The 15644-nt window shown below is 52.6% G+C and carries 12 protein-coding genes and 1 pseudogene; 6 read left to right on the plus strand and 7 right to left on the minus strand.

Translation table 11 applies throughout. The annotated features are described in order from the left end of the window. Window positions 1–7 precede the first annotated feature (7 nt). Together cax and NDI45_RS22085 are read right to left on the minus strand one after the other, a co-directional pair. On the minus strand, window positions 8–1087 hold the full coding sequence (gene cax, locus NDI45_RS22080) for a calcium/proton exchanger (protein ID WP_348248753.1): 1080 nt from the start codon (window positions 1085–1087) through the stop codon (window positions 8–10). A gap of 104 nt (window positions 1088–1191) precedes the next feature. Then, on the minus strand, window positions 1192–2532 hold the full coding sequence (locus NDI45_RS22085) for an FAD-dependent oxidoreductase (RefSeq protein WP_348248755.1): 1341 nt from the start codon (window positions 2530–2532) through the stop codon (window positions 1192–1194). A 308-nt stretch (window positions 2533–2840) separates the two neighbouring features. Here NDI45_RS22085 and NDI45_RS22090 point away from each other — a divergent pair, with 308 nt between their 5' ends. Beyond that, window positions 2841–5123, plus strand: coding sequence for an FdhF/YdeP family oxidoreductase (locus NDI45_RS22090; RefSeq protein WP_348248757.1), 2283 nt, complete (start codon window positions 2841–2843; stop codon window positions 5121–5123). Here NDI45_RS22090 and NDI45_RS22095 read toward each other — a convergent pair. Then, window positions 5105–5293: pseudogene (locus NDI45_RS22095) on the minus strand (hypothetical protein); the annotation flags it as partial. The gene NDI45_RS22090 and the pseudogene NDI45_RS22095 sit on opposite strands and share 19 nt — an antisense overlap. Window positions 5294–5306: 13 nt before the next feature. Beyond that, complete coding sequence (locus tag NDI45_RS22100) at window positions 5307–6752, minus strand: PP2C family protein-serine/threonine phosphatase (protein WP_348248759.1); 1446 nt, start codon at window positions 6750–6752, stop codon at window positions 5307–5309. Between the two features lie 159 nt (window positions 6753–6911). Between NDI45_RS22100 and NDI45_RS22105 the strand changes: the two genes are divergently transcribed. Beyond that, complete coding sequence (locus NDI45_RS22105; protein ID WP_348248761.1) at window positions 6912–7124, plus strand: hypothetical protein; 213 nt, start codon at window positions 6912–6914, stop codon at window positions 7122–7124. A gap of 202 nt (window positions 7125–7326) precedes the next feature. Then, complete coding sequence (ribD, locus tag NDI45_RS22110; RefSeq protein WP_348248771.1) at window positions 7327–8460, plus strand: bifunctional diaminohydroxyphosphoribosylaminopyrimidine deaminase/5-amino-6-(5-phosphoribosylamino)uracil reductase RibD; 1134 nt, start codon at window positions 7327–7329, stop codon at window positions 8458–8460. Between the two features lie 32 nt (window positions 8461–8492). Here the strand turns inward: ribD and NDI45_RS22115 are convergent, their stop codons facing one another. The 3 genes from NDI45_RS22115 to NDI45_RS22125 all read right to left on the minus strand — a co-directional run bounded on the left by NDI45_RS22115 (window position 8493) and on the right by NDI45_RS22125 (window position 10887). Further along, a complete protein-coding gene (locus NDI45_RS22115) occupies window positions 8493–8723 on the minus strand; it encodes a hypothetical protein (protein WP_190792172.1) in 231 nt (76 codons plus the stop codon). A gap of 125 nt (window positions 8724–8848) precedes the next feature. Beyond that, window positions 8849–9337, minus strand: coding sequence for a GNAT family N-acetyltransferase (locus tag NDI45_RS22120; RefSeq protein ID WP_348248763.1), 489 nt, complete (start codon window positions 9335–9337; stop codon window positions 8849–8851). A gap of 170 nt (window positions 9338–9507) precedes the next feature. Next, window positions 9508–10887, minus strand: coding sequence for an aminopeptidase P family protein (locus NDI45_RS22125; RefSeq protein ID WP_190792174.1), 1380 nt, complete (start codon window positions 10885–10887; stop codon window positions 9508–9510). A gap of 137 nt (window positions 10888–11024) precedes the next feature. On the opposite strand from NDI45_RS22125, the gene NDI45_RS22130 reads away from it, so the two are divergent. The 3 genes from NDI45_RS22130 to NDI45_RS22140 all read left to right on the plus strand — a co-directional run bounded on the left by NDI45_RS22130 (window position 11025) and on the right by NDI45_RS22140 (window position 15574). Continuing rightward, on the plus strand, window positions 11025–12314 hold the full coding sequence (locus NDI45_RS22130) for a glucose-1-phosphate adenylyltransferase (RefSeq protein ID WP_348248765.1): 1290 nt from the start codon (window positions 11025–11027) through the stop codon (window positions 12312–12314). A 173-nt stretch (window positions 12315–12487) separates the two neighbouring features. Next, the gene (locus tag NDI45_RS22135; RefSeq protein ID WP_348248767.1) at window positions 12488–13120 is read left to right on the plus strand and encodes an AAA family ATPase; all 633 of its coding nucleotides are present in this window, start codon (window positions 12488–12490) and stop codon (window positions 13118–13120) included. Window positions 13121–13225: 105 nt separating this feature from the next. After that, a complete protein-coding gene (locus NDI45_RS22140; protein ID WP_348248769.1) occupies window positions 13226–15574 on the plus strand; it encodes an S-layer homology domain-containing protein in 2349 nt (782 codons plus the stop codon). The last annotated feature ends 70 nt before the right edge of the window (window positions 15575–15644 follow it).

Raw genomic sequence — 15644 nt, forward strand, 5'->3', positions numbered from 1 at the left:
AGCGTCTTTAAGGATGAAAGAAAAACGCTGCCCCGATCACCACGTAAGTCGCTAACAGCAGCGTTCCTTCCAGCCAGTTCGATCGCCCATCGGAACTGACCGAATTAGCAATAAACACCGCTACTGCAACGGAAACCAGTTCAAACGGATTAAAGTCGAGATCCATCGGCTGTCCCCAGAAATAGCCTGCGATCACCAGCACGGGGGCAACAAATAGCGCGATTTGCAGACTCGATCCCATGGCGACCGAAACTGCCAGATCCATTTTGTTTTTCACGGCAACGACCACCGCTGTTGCATGTTCCGCCGCATTGCCAATAATTGGCAGCAGCACAATTCCGGTAAACAGTTCAGTCAGCCCTAACTGTTTTGTGGCTTCCTCTAGGGAACCAACCAGCATTTCCGACTCAATCGCCACCAGAACGGTTACAACCAGCAGCACCCCCACCCATAGCAGCAGATTGGGTTTTTTGCCTTCGGGGACGAGTCCTTCTCCTTCTTCTTCGGCAATCCCCACATCATATAGATAGCTGTGCGTTTTCATTGAGAACAGCAGCGTGAGCAGATACACCGTGATCAGCGCAATAGCAACCACGATCGACAGCTTTTGCAGCGTCAGTTGATCAATGCCCGGAGAGGTATAGTCCACTGCCGTCGGCAAAAGCATTGCCACCACTGCCAAATTCATCGTTGAAGCATTGATGCGGGCGATCGTTGGCTCAAAGCTTTGTTCTTTGTGGCGCAGTCCACCTAGCAGCATCGAGAAGCCCATCACCAGCAGCAAATTGCCGATAATCGACCCCGTGAGGCTGGCTTTGACCACGTTTACAACACCGCTTTTCAGGGCAACCAGGGCGATGATTAGCTCTGTAGCATTGCCAAAGGTCGCGTTTAGCAAACCGCCGATCGAGGGCCCAGTGACGATCGCGATTTCTTCGGTTGCAGTTCCCATCCAGGCGGCCAGGGGCAGGATCGCCAGACAGGCACTAATAAAAATCACCAGTGCTCCCCAGTGCAGCGCGTCGGCAAGAACCGAAATGGGCACAAAGACAAGCAAGACAGTAAAGATGAGATTCTTAAGGTTCATCGGTTTCTCAAGAGGTTCCTGAGGGTTTGCGTGCAGTATTCCCAAGAATCATGGCACGCTTCAGCTTCACTCAGCCACCCACTCGCCCCCGATCCACCGCTCTGCTAGGCTGCCACCGTCTCCGCCTCAAACCACGATCGATCGAACTCACAGCCCAGGTGCTCTTGAATTCGCAAAATGTCGTGCTCGGCGTTGCCCAAACAGGTAGTTGCACCCGGAGAAGGCGTGATGTTGAACCGAATACCATTGCCCGGATCGATTTCTGCCTGTCCCAAAATCAGCTTGCGCTGGGTGCGATCGATTAACTGCGGACGAATGCCGCCCACGCCGCGAGCAAACTCCAGATCCTCAAGCTGCAACGAAGGCACAATCTTTCGCACATCCTGGAGGAACAGGCGGCGATCGACCACGGGCATCTCAAACGCTATGTTTTTGAAGATGTAATTGCGAATGTCCCTCACTTTGAACAAATCCCACAGCACTGCCATCACGGTTGAATCGAGCCGCAGCACTTGCAGGTAATCGAAGGCAGTTTTCCAGTCATATCGCTCCAGCAGGGGCATGGGCAGCGCAGTCGGACCAAAGCGCGTTTTGCCGGGAACCGTGACATCAGGATCGCCGTGAATCGCGGCAAAGGGCAGCTTGTCGTTCTGCACCGTGTAGACCTTACCGTTCAGCACTTGCGGCGTGAAGTAGAAATTACCCGCGATCGGCAGACAGGAATATTCCAGCCCAATGCCCATTTTGTGAGCAAACAGCAGGCTGTGTCCCCCTGCAGAAACCACAACAAAGCGAGCGGTCAGCGTTTCATTGGGCGTGACAATGCGGTAATTCGCTCCTGCCGTTTCGATCGCCTGCACCAGTGTACCCAGCTTCAGGTCGATCGTTTTGCCTTCGACGGTTTGCGCCAGCTCGACAAACGACTGTGATAGTGCCCCGTAGTTCACCGCGGTATATTCATCCTGAATCCCGATCGCCACCAGTTCTTCTGGTCGAGCTTGTCCGTTGACCTGCACCACATGGGGTTCGACTTCGGCAATCTGGGATTTTTCGAGCAGACTCATTCCAGTGAAGTGGGGCTTGAACTGCTCGTATCGCTGCCGCAAAAATTCACACTCCTGGGAACCAACACCCAGCACCATCTTGGGAAACTTGTAAATCACCCGATCGCGCATCTCATCAGACAATTCTGCGCCGTAGCGCACTACCATCTGCGCCGATCGCCGCACTTTCAACGCCTTTTCCAGGCTGTAGTTGGTTTCAATATCTCCGCAGTGAATAGTCTGGCTATTGTTCGTCGCCTTGGAGTTTACTGCTGCCACGCCACTATATTTTTCAACCAGCGCAACTCGCTTCAGGTCGGTAAACTTTGCCAGCGAATATAGCAGGGCAGTTCCCGCAACGCCTCCCCCAATTACAACAACGTCATACAGTTGGCTGGTCATTCCGCTCTCGTTGGTTTCTACTCGGTTGATTTTTACTCTTTTTATTATTGTAGAGATTTTCCGATCGCCGCTCATCCGCAAACGGTCGGAGGTTCATAACATTTCAGCCTAGCATTCGAATCTGCCTAGCAAGCGAGCCATTCGATCGGCTCTTTGTCGTAATGTGCTGATTGCGGCTGTCAGAATTTGTAATCTTTCACGCTACCGTCCGTGGGGGGAATCGGCTACTTTTCAGATAGAGCGATGCGAAGCAGTTCCCCCTGAGCGGTAATCGTCGTTTCACTGTAAACGGTTTGGAGTGAATGCTAATGGATGCCCCAAAGCCCGAAACCGGAGCTGGCCCATTGTCTGCTTCATCGATCGACTCGGATGTGCCTGAGGCAGGCGGCGGATTTCCCGTCATTCAATACTGGGCAGAAAAAACGCTGTCTCCAGAGGGTGTGAAACTGTGGCAGACCTTGACCCACAAAAGTGCCTGCCTCTCTTGCGCCTGGGGTACGGGCGGACAAAAAGGCGGCTTCACGAACGAACTGGGCGAAAAAGTGCAGCGATGTATGAAAAGCGTCGAGGCGATCGTTGCCGAACTTCAGCCCGGACTTACGCCCCATTTCTTTGATCAGTACAGTGTTGCCGAACTTCAGCGGCTCACTTCGCTGGAAGCCGATCGCCTGGGACGTTTAAGTTTTCCGGTGATTTTGCGGGCGGGACAGTCGCACTACGAGCGCATTTCCTGGGATGAAGTGTTTAATATTGCAGAAACGGCATTTCGGCAGCCGTCAGAGCGGGTTGCGTCCTACAGTTCCGGGCGATCGTCGAATGAGGCAGCGTTTTTGTTGCAGTTAATGCTGCGGGCAATGGGGTCGAACAATCTGGCGGACTGCTCGGATTTGTGTCATGCGCCTTCCACGGTGGGACTGAAGCAGATGTTTGGTTCCGGTACGTCGATGGTGAGTCTGGAAAGCCTGAAGCAGAGCGATTGTGTGGTGCTGATTGGCTCGAATGCTCCGGCAAACCATCCGCGATTGATGAATGAGCTGATTCAGATCCGCGATCGGGGTGGCAAGGTGATTGTGATCAATCCCGTGATTGAAGTCGGCTTGGTGAAATTCGCTTCGCCTGCTTACCCAATAAAGTCGCTTTTAAGCGGTGGATCAGAAATTTCTTCGCTTTACCTTCAGCCTGTTCCCGGCAGCGATACGGCTCTGTTGGTAGGTATACAAAAAGCCCTGATTGAGCAAAACCTTGTGCAGTGGGATTACCTCAAGGCACACACCGAAGGGTGGGAAGCGGTCGTAGATCAGGCGCGATCGACTTCCTGGGAAACCATTACCTCTATCTGCGGAATCGATCGGGCAGAAATCCAGGTTGCCGCGCAGATGATTGGTACTTCAAAAGCGGTCGTTTTTGCCTGGGCAATGGGCATCACCCACCATAGCAACGGCACGGATAACGTATTCAGCATCGCCAATACTGCCTTAATAAGCGGCAATGCCGGAAAACCGGGTGCAGGCACAATGCCAATCCGGGGACATTCTAATGTGCAGGGTTTTGGCTCGATGGGCGTCACAGTGCGCCTGCGGCAGGAAATTCAGCAGGCCTTAGAAAAACTGCTTGGACGATCGCTCAGTCGCGTTCAGGGCTACGATGCTCGTGCGCTGATGGAAGCCGCTGACCACAATCGAGTCGATATGCTGCTTTGTCTCGGCGGCAATTTTTACGCGGCAAATCCCGATCTGCATCAGGCAAAACGTGCCCTCGGCAACATCGACACCATTTTCTATGTCGCAACCAAGCCCAACCTGGGGCACTTCCACGGATTAGCGCGGCAAAACACCCTGATCCTGCCTGTCTTCAACCGCTTTGAGAATCCCCACCAAACAACCACCGAATCTGGCAACAGTTTCGTGCGGCTTAACGACGAAGGCAAAAGCCATTTGCACGACGCAGACCTGATCTCCGAAGTGGAACTGTTGACCGAAATTGCCCACCGTATTCACGGTACAAATCCCATCAACTGGCGCAAACTGCAGGACACTCGCTACGTGCGCCAACTCATCGCCCAAACCATTCCCGGCTATGAAGCGATCGCCTTGATGGACGACACCCAAACCGAATTTACGATCGCCAACCGGGTCTTCGATCAGCCCACGTTTGCCACTGCTTCCGGCAAAGCTGCAATGTTTACTACACCCCTTCCCCAACTCATGCTGCCCACGCTGCAAGACTTTGGAATTCTTCAGACGAAACAGGCAATGATCTTAATTTTGGGCACGGGCAGAAGCTACTCGCAGCACAACACCGTCGTTTATAAACCAGGAGACAAATATCGCGGAATGCCTCACCGCAACTGTATCTTGATGAATCGATCGGACGCAGCCAAAGCAGGGTTCGAGGAACACCAGCGCGTCACAGTCCAGGGCGATGCCGGAAAACTGGAAAATGTCGAAATTATCTTCGGCGGCATTCGAGCAGGCGCAGCAATGATGTTTTACCCGGAAGTGAATGTCATTTTTAAGGCAAAAATTGATCCTAAGTCAGGTACTCCTGCTTATAAGCGCGTTCCCGTGGCTGTTTACGCTGATGTTTCCTGAGTAACTTCCGTTACTTCTCCCAGAGCAATGATGTCTAGCACGTCACGAACATTTGCTATGAGAGGAACGAGATTAGGGAGTCTATTGCTGGGTGCTACGAGAACAATGACTGCTATTCCAGCTTGCTGCAAGTTCTGTTGATAACGTAAGTTCTGATCTGTCGTAAGCAGACTGGGAGTGAGACTAACCCTCCGCCTGGCTCTGCTCTGGCTTAACCTGCATCACAATGAGCGTCATATCATCATCATTGGTTCGATCGGCTCCCACAAAACGCTGTACCTGATCGAAGAGATATTCCAGGATTGCCTGGGGGGTTTCGCAGTGACGGCACGCCCACTGGAAATGGCGCATCAGATTTCCCTCGTCGAAGCGTTCGCCCTGCTGGTTTGACGCGTCGGTGAAGCCATCGGTGTAATAGATGATGGTGTCTCCGGGCTGAAGCTGAACCTTGTTTTCGTGGTATTTGCTGTCCATATCGAGTCCGATCAGCATTCCGATCGTGTCAAGGCGGACGATCGCTCCGGTGGATGCCTGCCAGAGCAGGGGCGGGTGATGGGCAGCATTGCTAAAAGACAGGGTGCGGGTCTGCTTGTCGTACTCTGAGTAAAACAGCGTCACGAAGCGGTTAGAGTTCTCCAGATCCGCATACATCACATGATTCAGGTGCTGCAAAATCTTTGACGGCGAGTGGGCGTTGAGCACTTCTGCCCGCAGCATTCCCCGCAGCATGGTCATAATCAGTCCGGCGGGAACCCCCTTGCCCATCACATCGCCGATCGCCACACTCCACTTATCTGACTCGATTTGTCCCGATTTTGTTTTGCGAATCTGGTCATACTTCGCCGGGATGAAATCGTAATAGTCACCGCCTACCCGGTTTGCGGTTTTGCACCGGGCCGCCAGCGATAGACCGTCGATCATCGGACACTGGCGCGGCAAAAGCTGATACTGAATTTCTGCGCCGATTTCGAGTTCGCGATCGAGCCTTTCTTTTTTCCGCAGTTCGACCGTGAGTTCGTCGTTTTCGATCGCTACGGCGGTTTGGTCAGCGACCAGGCGCACCAGCTTTTGGCGGGTTTCTGTCCAGGTGTAGTCGGGGTCGCGGCTGAAAACATAGAGCCTGCCTCGCTCCACGTTTTTCGTCAGAATTGCCGTGCCAAAAAGCTGAACCGAGGTTCCTAAGAAATGATTAACGTGATAATCCAGCGTCGCGGTGCGGTTCGGAATTGCAGTGATTTTGCCGTTGTAGTGGGCATTAGCGACCGCCGTGAGCTGACGGGTTGCAGTCTCGATCGCCACCTTTACATCCTGGCACTGATTGTCTTGACAGTGAAGCCGCTCCAGCCGCATTTGACCGTTAGGCTTAAACAGCACCAGTGCACCCCCATCGGCATCGGTAACTCTTGCCGCAATCAGGGGCGTCAGTTCGAGAAACTGGTTCAGGTTTTTGAAACTGCGAAGCGCAAACCCTAGCGAACTCAGCAAGTCCTGGATTTTGTTTTGCTCCCGGTGCAGCCGCGAAACCAGCTCCTTCAGCGCAAAGACAGGCGTAATGTCTGCTGGCGACGAGGAGCCACCAGGGAAGTCAGACGATTGGGAGGGCTGGCGAGGAGCAGGCACAGCAGTCATGAACTTGGGGAATCTGTGAAAGGAGTAATGACCGGAAAGAAGAGAATTGAAGCGGTAAATTTAGCGGAGCAGGTTTAGTTGGAGGAGGCAAGAAATCAAGGGAGTTCCAAGATAAGGGGAATTGGGGGGTAGCGACAGCATTGGGATAAATTCTAACGAATGCTTGCTCAATTACTATACGGATTTCCCGATTTTCATGGGATTTATCGTTTTGGTGAGTTTAAGCGGGAGAAAACTCTATCAGTAGTGATGTTTCATCCCATTCTTGCTACCGTTGGAGTAGCCGTGCCCCAGCCTGGAACTAGAATCGATCGCCAGATTCAGATTGATTTGCTAAAAGCGATCGCCGTAAGAGGATGGAGCGCTAGTTAAAACCTGGGTGGAAGTGCCTCAAATCAGCAAGCAGCAACCCTTCTGCATCAATTGAGCTGGAACGACCCTAAAGTGCCCATTCTCACTTCCCTTCAATCAAAGAATTATCAAGAATCGTCAAGATATTTTGTGAGCAGTAAAAAGCTCTCCAGAGTAAGGAGCAGATAATGCGATGACTCAAGACCCTCCTGCAAACGATTTGATGTTTCATGATACAGGCGATCTGCTCGATCGGCACACGATGCAGCGATGTCTTGAGCTAGCGCGACAAGCCAGGGGACAAACTGCGCCGAATCCGATGGTGGGTTCGGTCGTCGTGCAAGACGGGGAAATTGTGGGGGAAGGGTTTCATCCAGGAGCCGGACAGCCCCATGCGGAAGTATTTGCCCTGAGAGCGGCAGGCGATCGAGCCGAGGGAGCAACAGTGTATGTCAACCTGGAGCCGTGCAGCCACTTTGGACGCACTCCGCCTTGTGCTGATGCTCTGATTGCCGCCAAAGTGAGCCGAGTCGTGGTGGGGATGATTGACCCCAATCCTAAAGTGTCGGGGGCGGGAGTCGATCGCCTGCGAAATGCCGGAATCGAAGTGGTGGTAGGCGTGGAAGAAGCTGCCTGTCGCCAACTCAATGAGGCATTTATCTATCGCATTCTGCATCAGCGTCCGCTGGGAACTTTAAAGTATGCGATGACGCTAGACGGCAAGATCGCCACTACCACCGGACACAGTGCCTGGATCACCAGACCCGAATCGCGGCAGCGGGTGCATTTTCTGCGGGCAGGCTGTGATGCGGTGATTATTGGCGGCAACACAGTTCGGCAGGATAATCCTTTGTTGACCAGCCACGGACAGGGACACAATCCGCTGCGGGTGGTGATGAGCCGATCGCTCGACCTCCCCAGAGTTGCCCAACTCTGGAAGATGACAGAAGCCCCCACCGTTGTTTTTACCGAAGCCGGAGCAAAGCCAGATTTTCAGCAGTTCCTGAGCGATCGCGGCGTAGAGGTGGTCGAAGTGCCCAATCTTTCTCCGGCTGCGGTAATGGCAAATTTATTCGATCGCGGCTTCCTCTCGGTGCTGTGGGAATGCGGCGGTACGCTGGCGGCGGCTGCCATTCGAGACGGGTCAGTGCAAAAAATCCTTGCCTTTATTGCCCCCAAGCTGATTGGCGGTGCGGCGGCTCCTTCTCCGGTCGGCGATCTGGGCTTCGAGCGAATGACCGAGGCGATCGAGCTAGAAGACGTGAAGTGGCAGGCGATACAGAGCAGTTCCTTCGATGGGGTAATCGGGTCTGATCTGCTGGTAGAGGGCAGGATTAAAAGATCGCTTACGTCCTAGGCTGGGGGAGAGGCAGGCGATTCAAAAGGTTCCTATTCGTCGTTGTTGTTTTCGCCGTCTTCGTTGTCTTCGTTTTCATCTTCGTCCTGGTCAGTCACCTTACCCGGTACGTTATTGTCTTCTTCATCGTCCGTGATCTGGGTTGGAGCTGCTCCGGGCTGCTGCAGTCCGCCTTCTTGTTCGGCAGAGCCGCCGCAGCTTGCTAGGGTCAGGCTTAGTCCAGCCACGATCGGCAGTCCCAGTATGAATAGATTCCGTTTCATTAGTCCCAATCTCCCATGCGCTTCATCAGCTTAACTTTGACAGAAGATTGCTGATTAAGACTTGTACTTCTGGATAGAAAGAGTAAAAGAGTATAAGTATTTTTAATGAACTGCATCGAATTTGCTCAGTGCTGTCTGATTCGCTTCACGTAAACTCGATCGCATCTTGCCGTTTCAACGCCTGTCGTAGGCTGATAACCGCTGTTTTCGTAAAGCTGAACTGCCTCCTTCAGCACGGTTGCCGTTTCGATCCAGATTTCCTCATAGCCCTGGGTGACGATCGTGGCTTCTAACGCTTGCAGCAAAAACCGTCCGAGCCCCTGTCCCCGCACTTCGGGAAGCAAATACATTTTGCGAATTTCAACCGCCTGGTTCCCCCTGGCGATCGGGTAAAAGGCAGCAGTCCCCACGAGGCGATCCGCTTGCTCGACCACCCAAAATTCGCCCCCGGTTTTCCAGTAGGCTTGCTCCACGTTCAGCACATCCTGATCTGCCCCACAGGGTTCACATCCCAGCCCGTACTCGGTGAGAACAGAAGCAATCAGATCGGCGGCAGTTTGGCGATCGGCAGGTTGCCAGTTGCGGATGCAAAAAGTGCGATAAAAGCGATCCATAAAAGCAGTGAACCGACTGTGCGACTTATGTATCTGTGAGACTCATGTATCTGTGTGACTTGTGCATCACTCCTAGAAGATGAGCGGACGTGATCGGCTGATTTATTGGATTAGACCCGATGCCTATCCCACGGGAAATCTAGAGGTTCAGCCTTAAGCAACACAGCGCGTTATGGGTTCGCTAGCATTTGCTCGATCGCTTCAATTTGAGTCGGCAAAGCAGCCGTCAGCACCTCAGAGCCGTTTTCGGTTACTAGCACATCATCCTCAATCCGAATTCCCCGCACGTCGGCAAACTGATTGAGCCGCTCCCAGTTCACCACATTCCGGTAGGTTTCACGCCGCTCTGGGTCATTGAGAATTGCCGGAACTTGATAGAAGCCGGGTTCGATCGTCACTGCCATGCCGGCCTGCAAGGTTCGATCGAGCCGTAAATAGCCCAAGCCAAACCGATCGCTGCGAGTTCTTCCAGGCGCATAACCTGCCAGATCGCCGAGGTCTTCCATGTCATGCACATCCAGTCCAAGCAGATGCCCAATCCCGTGCGGAAAGAACAGCGCGTGGGCATCCTGTTCCACCAGATCTTCGGGTTGACCTTTGAAAATGCCCAGTTCGACCAGTCCTTCTGCCAGCACCTTTGCGCCTAGCAGATGAATCGATCGATATTCCACCCCCGGACGAACTGCCTCAATACAGCGATCGTGCGCTGCCAGTACCACCTGATACAGATCGCGCTGTGTCGGTGAGAATTTGCCCGAAACTGGCCAGGTGCGTGTAACATCCGATGCCCAGCCGGACTCCGCCTCTGCGCCCACGTCTGCCAGCAACAAATCGCCGGGTTTCAAAGGATGGTGATAGCGATCGTTGTGCAGCACTTCGCCCTGAACCGTGACAATACTGCCGTAAGCCGGGGTCATATTGTGCGATAGAATCACGCTTTCCATCACAGCGCGAACCTGTGCCTCATTTTTTGCCTGACGCGTGGCGATTATGCCTGCCCAATGTGCCTCAACGCTGACGGCTGCGGCTTTACGCAGTTCGGCAATTGCCCCCGCATCGTGGATCAGCCGGATCTGGACGATCGCTTCTGCCAGCAATCGATCGCGCTCTTGAAGCTGGTTTGTCGAAGCTATCATGCGATCGAGGATCTGGGACTGCTGAAGCTGAGTGGCAGCATCTTGCACGGGAATCGTCGCCGCATCGTGAACTCTGGATTGAAGCTTCGCGAACGGATAGGCAGCATCTGCGCCAATTTGGGCCGCTAGCTCATCCCGGCGCACCGTTTCTCCATGCCAGAGGATGCTTGCCGGGGTAGGGTCATCGACAAACAGTTCCAGTCTGCCGCCCTCCAGCCGAATCGCCGCATTCTCGATCGGCATCCCTGCAAAGTAAAGAAAATGGCTGCTGGCGCGAAACGGAAAGTGATTTGCCGGAAAATTGCGCGAACTCTGCCGCCCAGACCATAGGACAACCGGAAAATTAACCTGCTGAGCAAGCTGCTGTCTCCGCTGACGCAGAATTTTTGGGAGCGAGGGAAGGAGCGTTTGCATGAATTAAGGCAGTGTTGAAGAAAAATCTAAATTCCATAGGATAATCTTATCCCTTTAGACTATTGCCAACTGCTACCGACAGTTAGACACTGTAGTTGAGGAAAAATGGTGTGTTAATCAGCGGTTAAGAGGTTGTCGTGAAAAAAGTTTTAGCAATCATTCTGGGTGGGGGTGCTGGTACCCGTCTCTACCCGCTCACCAAACTTCGGGCAAAGCCTGCTGTTCCCCTTGCTGGGAAATATCGGCTGATTGATATTCCAGTCAGTAATTGCATTAACTCGGAAATTTACAAGATCTACGTTCTGACGCAGTTTAACTCTGCTTCGCTGAACCGACACATTTCCCGAACCTACAACGGCACGAGTTTCCAGGAAAGCTTTGTCGAAGTTCTGGCAGCGCAGCAAACGCCAGAAAACCCCAATTGGTTCCAGGGAACGGCAGATGCCGTGCGGCAGTATATCTGGCTGTTTGAGGAATGGGATGTCGATGAATACCTGATTTTGTCAGGCGACCATCTTTATCGGATGGACTACTCCGACTTTGTTCGCCGCCATCGGGAAACCAACGCTGATATCACGATCTCAGTGCTGCCGATGGACGAGAAGCGAGCATCGGATTTTGGACTGATCAAAATCAACGAGCAGGGGCGCATTCTCTCCTTTAGCGAAAAGCCCAAAGGTGATGCCTTGAAGCAGGCAATGGTAGATACCACTATTCTGGGACTCACCCCCGAAGAAGCAAAAGAGCAGCCCTTTATTGCGTCGATGGGGATTTATGTCTTCAGGCGGCAGGTGCTGATCGATCTGCTGAAGCAGTTCCCGTCCCAGACTGACTTTGGCAAAGAAATCATTCCCGCCGCTGCCCAAACCCACAATATTCAGGCGTACCTGTTCAAGGGCTACTGGGAAGACATCGGAACGATCGAAGCCTTCTACGAAGCAAACCTGGCACTGACTCGGCAACCGCAGCCGCCCTTTAGCTTCTATGACGAAAAAGCCCCGATTTACACCAGGGGTCGATCGCTTCCTCCGACCAAAATGCTCGACTGCCAGATCACTGAATCGATGATTGGTGAAGGCTGCATTCTGAAAAGATGCCAGATTCATCACTCTGTTTTGGGCATTCGCAGCCGCGTTGAAGCAGGCGCAGTCATTCAAGATTCGCTAATCATGGGATCTGACTTTTATCAGCCCTTTGCAGAACGGCAGACCGACTGCGAACAGCACGAAATTCCTCTGGGAATTGGTGCAAACTCGACGATTCGACGGGCAATTGTCGATAAGAATGCCCATATTGGCTGCGATGTGCAGATTATTAACAAAGACCGCGTTGAAGAAGCCATGCGCGAAGAAGAGGGATTCTACATTCGCAACGGCATTGTGGTTGTGTTTAAGAACGCCGTCATTCCGGATGGGACGATTATTTAGGGGATGATTGAGCGATCAGTTTCCCGGCGATAATTTTTCAGGACGAAAGGCGGTTTGGAACCGTCATGGTTATCATCCGAATTGTCCCCCTGTCTCTCTCAATTCGGCTGCGGTGTCCATAGCGGTGTACTGTCCACAACAGCTACATAGAGGAACAAAGGGGGCAGCCATCTGTGTCATTCCAGCCGCCTCACCCGTCCCAGAATTCGATCGCCTCGCCGTTTTCTCGGGGGACAATCGCTTCGCTCTCCGGTACAGAAGAAATTCTCTCTGTTTCTCAGATCCCGCTGACGCTGATGATCGGCTTGCCGGGAAGCGGAAAATCTACCCTGGCTGCTCAACTTGCCCAGGAAAGTAAGCAGTGGGTCATCTCGACCGATCAAATTCGGGAACAGCTTTTCGGCAACGCAGCGATTCAGGGCGACTGGAATCTTGTTCAGCGAGAAGTGCAGCGACAGTTCCGGCAGGCGATCGGCGCAATTCGGCAGGGCAGACTTCAGGGCGCAATTTATGATGCCACGAATGTCCGTCGTCGCGATCGTCGACGATTCCTACAGCAAGTTCGATCGATCGGCTTCAACTCAATCACGGGATTTTGGGTTGATACGCCCTTTGCCCTTTGTCTAGAACGCAACCAGAATCGATGGCGCCAGGTTCCTCCAGAAGTGATTTTGCGAATGCACCGTCAGCTTGCAGGTGCGCCGCCCAGCTTAGAGGAGGGATTCGATCGGCTGATTCAGCGCATTGCTCTGATGAATCAAGTCAAAAATCAGGAAATTGAGTCCTTTTTAATTAACCAAAATTAATCGCGCTGCATAATGAGAAGATGCACTGACGCCTTGATGAATTGAATGTCGATTCGATTTGTTTTCTGTGCCATTCTCTATATCGTTTAAACCATCTTTACTGGCATGAAAAGAGGCGGAGTCAACGCGAATGCGATGCGTGTGATCTTTCGCCGTCAGTTTCTTGTCTTAAGTTTTAGTTTTGCCTCCCTTGTCTTGGGCTACCGCAAAGTTGAACGCCTGATCGGGGGCAGTGGTATCGCAAGCGATCGAACTTCTTCTTTGTTTTCAGATATTCAAAATCACTGGGCAGAAGCCTCAATTCAGGCGATCGCGAAACGGGGTATCCTCAACGGCTATCCAGACCAGACCTTTCGCCCGGACAGTTTCCTGACCAGAGCGGAATTTGCAGTCATTTTGTCGCTCATTTTTCTTGACGCCGAGCCTGTGCGTGAGCCGATGCAAAGCAGTTCCCTTAATGGGGCACTCAATGGGGCGATCAATGGAGCGATCGCGTTTTCTGATGTTCCTGCGGCTTACTGGGCATATTCTGGCATTCAGCAAGCCTCCCTGAACGGCTGGTTTTCGGGCTATCACAATGGGACGTTTCTACCCAATCAACCGATTTCACGTACTCAGGTTATGGCGGTTTTGGGGACGGCACTGGGCTTTGAGTCGCCTGCTCATCCACTGCAAATTTTGAAGCTTTACTTTAAAGATGCCGATCGCATTCCCGACTGGACGCGCTGGCCCACTGCGGCAGCAATTCTGCAAGATATTGTGGTGAGCTATCCGGATGTGCGGCAGTTCTATCCCGATCAGAACGCTACACGAGGCGAGGTTGCCGCGATTTTGTGTCGTGTTCTCAAGCTAAATCATGCAGTACCGCTTGCGTATTCCATTCGTGGTTTAGGAATTAATGACCTGAAGGGGAATGTCACGGTTGCCTTTCCGCAATGGCGCGGCAGTGCCCGGCTGATGCAGGACATTCAAACGGTGCTTGCCAATTTTCAGTTTTATCCAGCCGATCGCATTAACGGGGAATACAATTTTGAGACCGAGCAGGGTTTAACCACGTTTTGTGATTTCTACAGTCTAAACACGATGAAAACAGGCGTGCTGGATGAAAAGCTGGGCTGGACGCTCACCCACGCTGACCCGATCGACTATTTTCTGGCATCGGCGCAAGATCGAAACGCAGTCTACAAAGAATTTTTGGCGCAGGAAGTCGCTTATCCCGGCAATCGGCTGGCATTTCTCGATCGCGGGGCTGCCAGTTCACGCTACTTTGCTGATATCTCGCAGTTTCCAGCCCGTTTAGCCGCAAAACTAGACGAAGAGGTAATTACCCCCTCGGCGGAACGGCTTCGTATCGCCTCGCTGGGCGACAGCACTGTTTTAACGGGAACGAATCAGCGGGTTTTCTTTACTCCGTTTCCTGAATACGGCACACTGCCCGCGATCGATAGCACTGGCTTAGACTTTCTTCATCCCGATATTCAAGAGGCTTGCCTCTGCGTTGGCAGCCTTGTCAACGGCACAATGCAAACCCACTGGTCAGGCAGAAACGCACTGGATAACGTTGAAATGTGGAGTACGACAAAAATCATTCCCCTGCTCAATGTGGTTTGTCAGGCAAATGCAGTCCAGCCCGACGCGAACGTGCGAGATTGTTTGGTGCGTCCGGTGGGCAGCCCAGAAGGGTATGGATTTTATAATCTGGCAGTGGATCTGGTGAGCTATCAACGCGCGATCGCGTCATCAAATGCAGCGGCGGCAACCTTTAAGCAATTTTTTACCCCGCAAGAACTGGAAAACTGGGTGAGAAACCTGACAGGCAATCGCTATCTCGACTTTACCGGACGCTACGATGAACCGCCCTTTATCCAAAACCCCGACCTCTGGAGCCAAACCACAAAAGCCGTGCTGCTTAAATCTGCCTACAGCGATCATCTGGGCACAAATGCCATTTCAACCTGCGATCTGGCACGATTCGCCGCGATGTTAGGCTGGCATAATTATTTACCGACGGCTGCCCGTTTGCCAGCGGCGCAGTGGAGCAGTTTAGAAACGGTGGTGCGGGCAATGGCAATGGATAACGCTCGCTATCTAGATGGGGCGATCGAGCGGCTGCACCTGAGCAGCAGCATTCAGGCTCCGGTAATTGTCTCTAAAGTGGGGTTTGGGCGCAGTCAAATCCGCGATCGCACTGAGCTTTGCTATGTAGGGCTGGTTTGGTTTATTGATACGAAGCACCTCCCTTTAGGAGATCATCGTCCGGTTCAAGCAGGGAAACCTGCCGTCCTGCGTACCTTTAGCCTTGCGCTGCGAGCTGCCAAAGCTCTTAATAATGCAGCCGAAGAAGCCAGACAGCTCGATGCCAGAGTTGCGGCAGAAGTCACAGAAATCCTGCGGCGAATTATGACTCATACCGATTCAATTTTTATATGCTACAGATGGGAGGAGGAGAATTGAGGGCTAACGAGTATGGTTGGCGTTTGCAAAATCAACATTCAAGAGAGCAAAGACGACTTGAGATTACTTC

The sequence above is a fragment of the Leptolyngbya sp. GB1-A1 genome (assembly GCF_039962475.1).
Classification (GTDB): domain Bacteria; phylum Cyanobacteriota; class Cyanobacteriia; order Elainellales; family Elainellaceae; genus Leptolyngbya_A.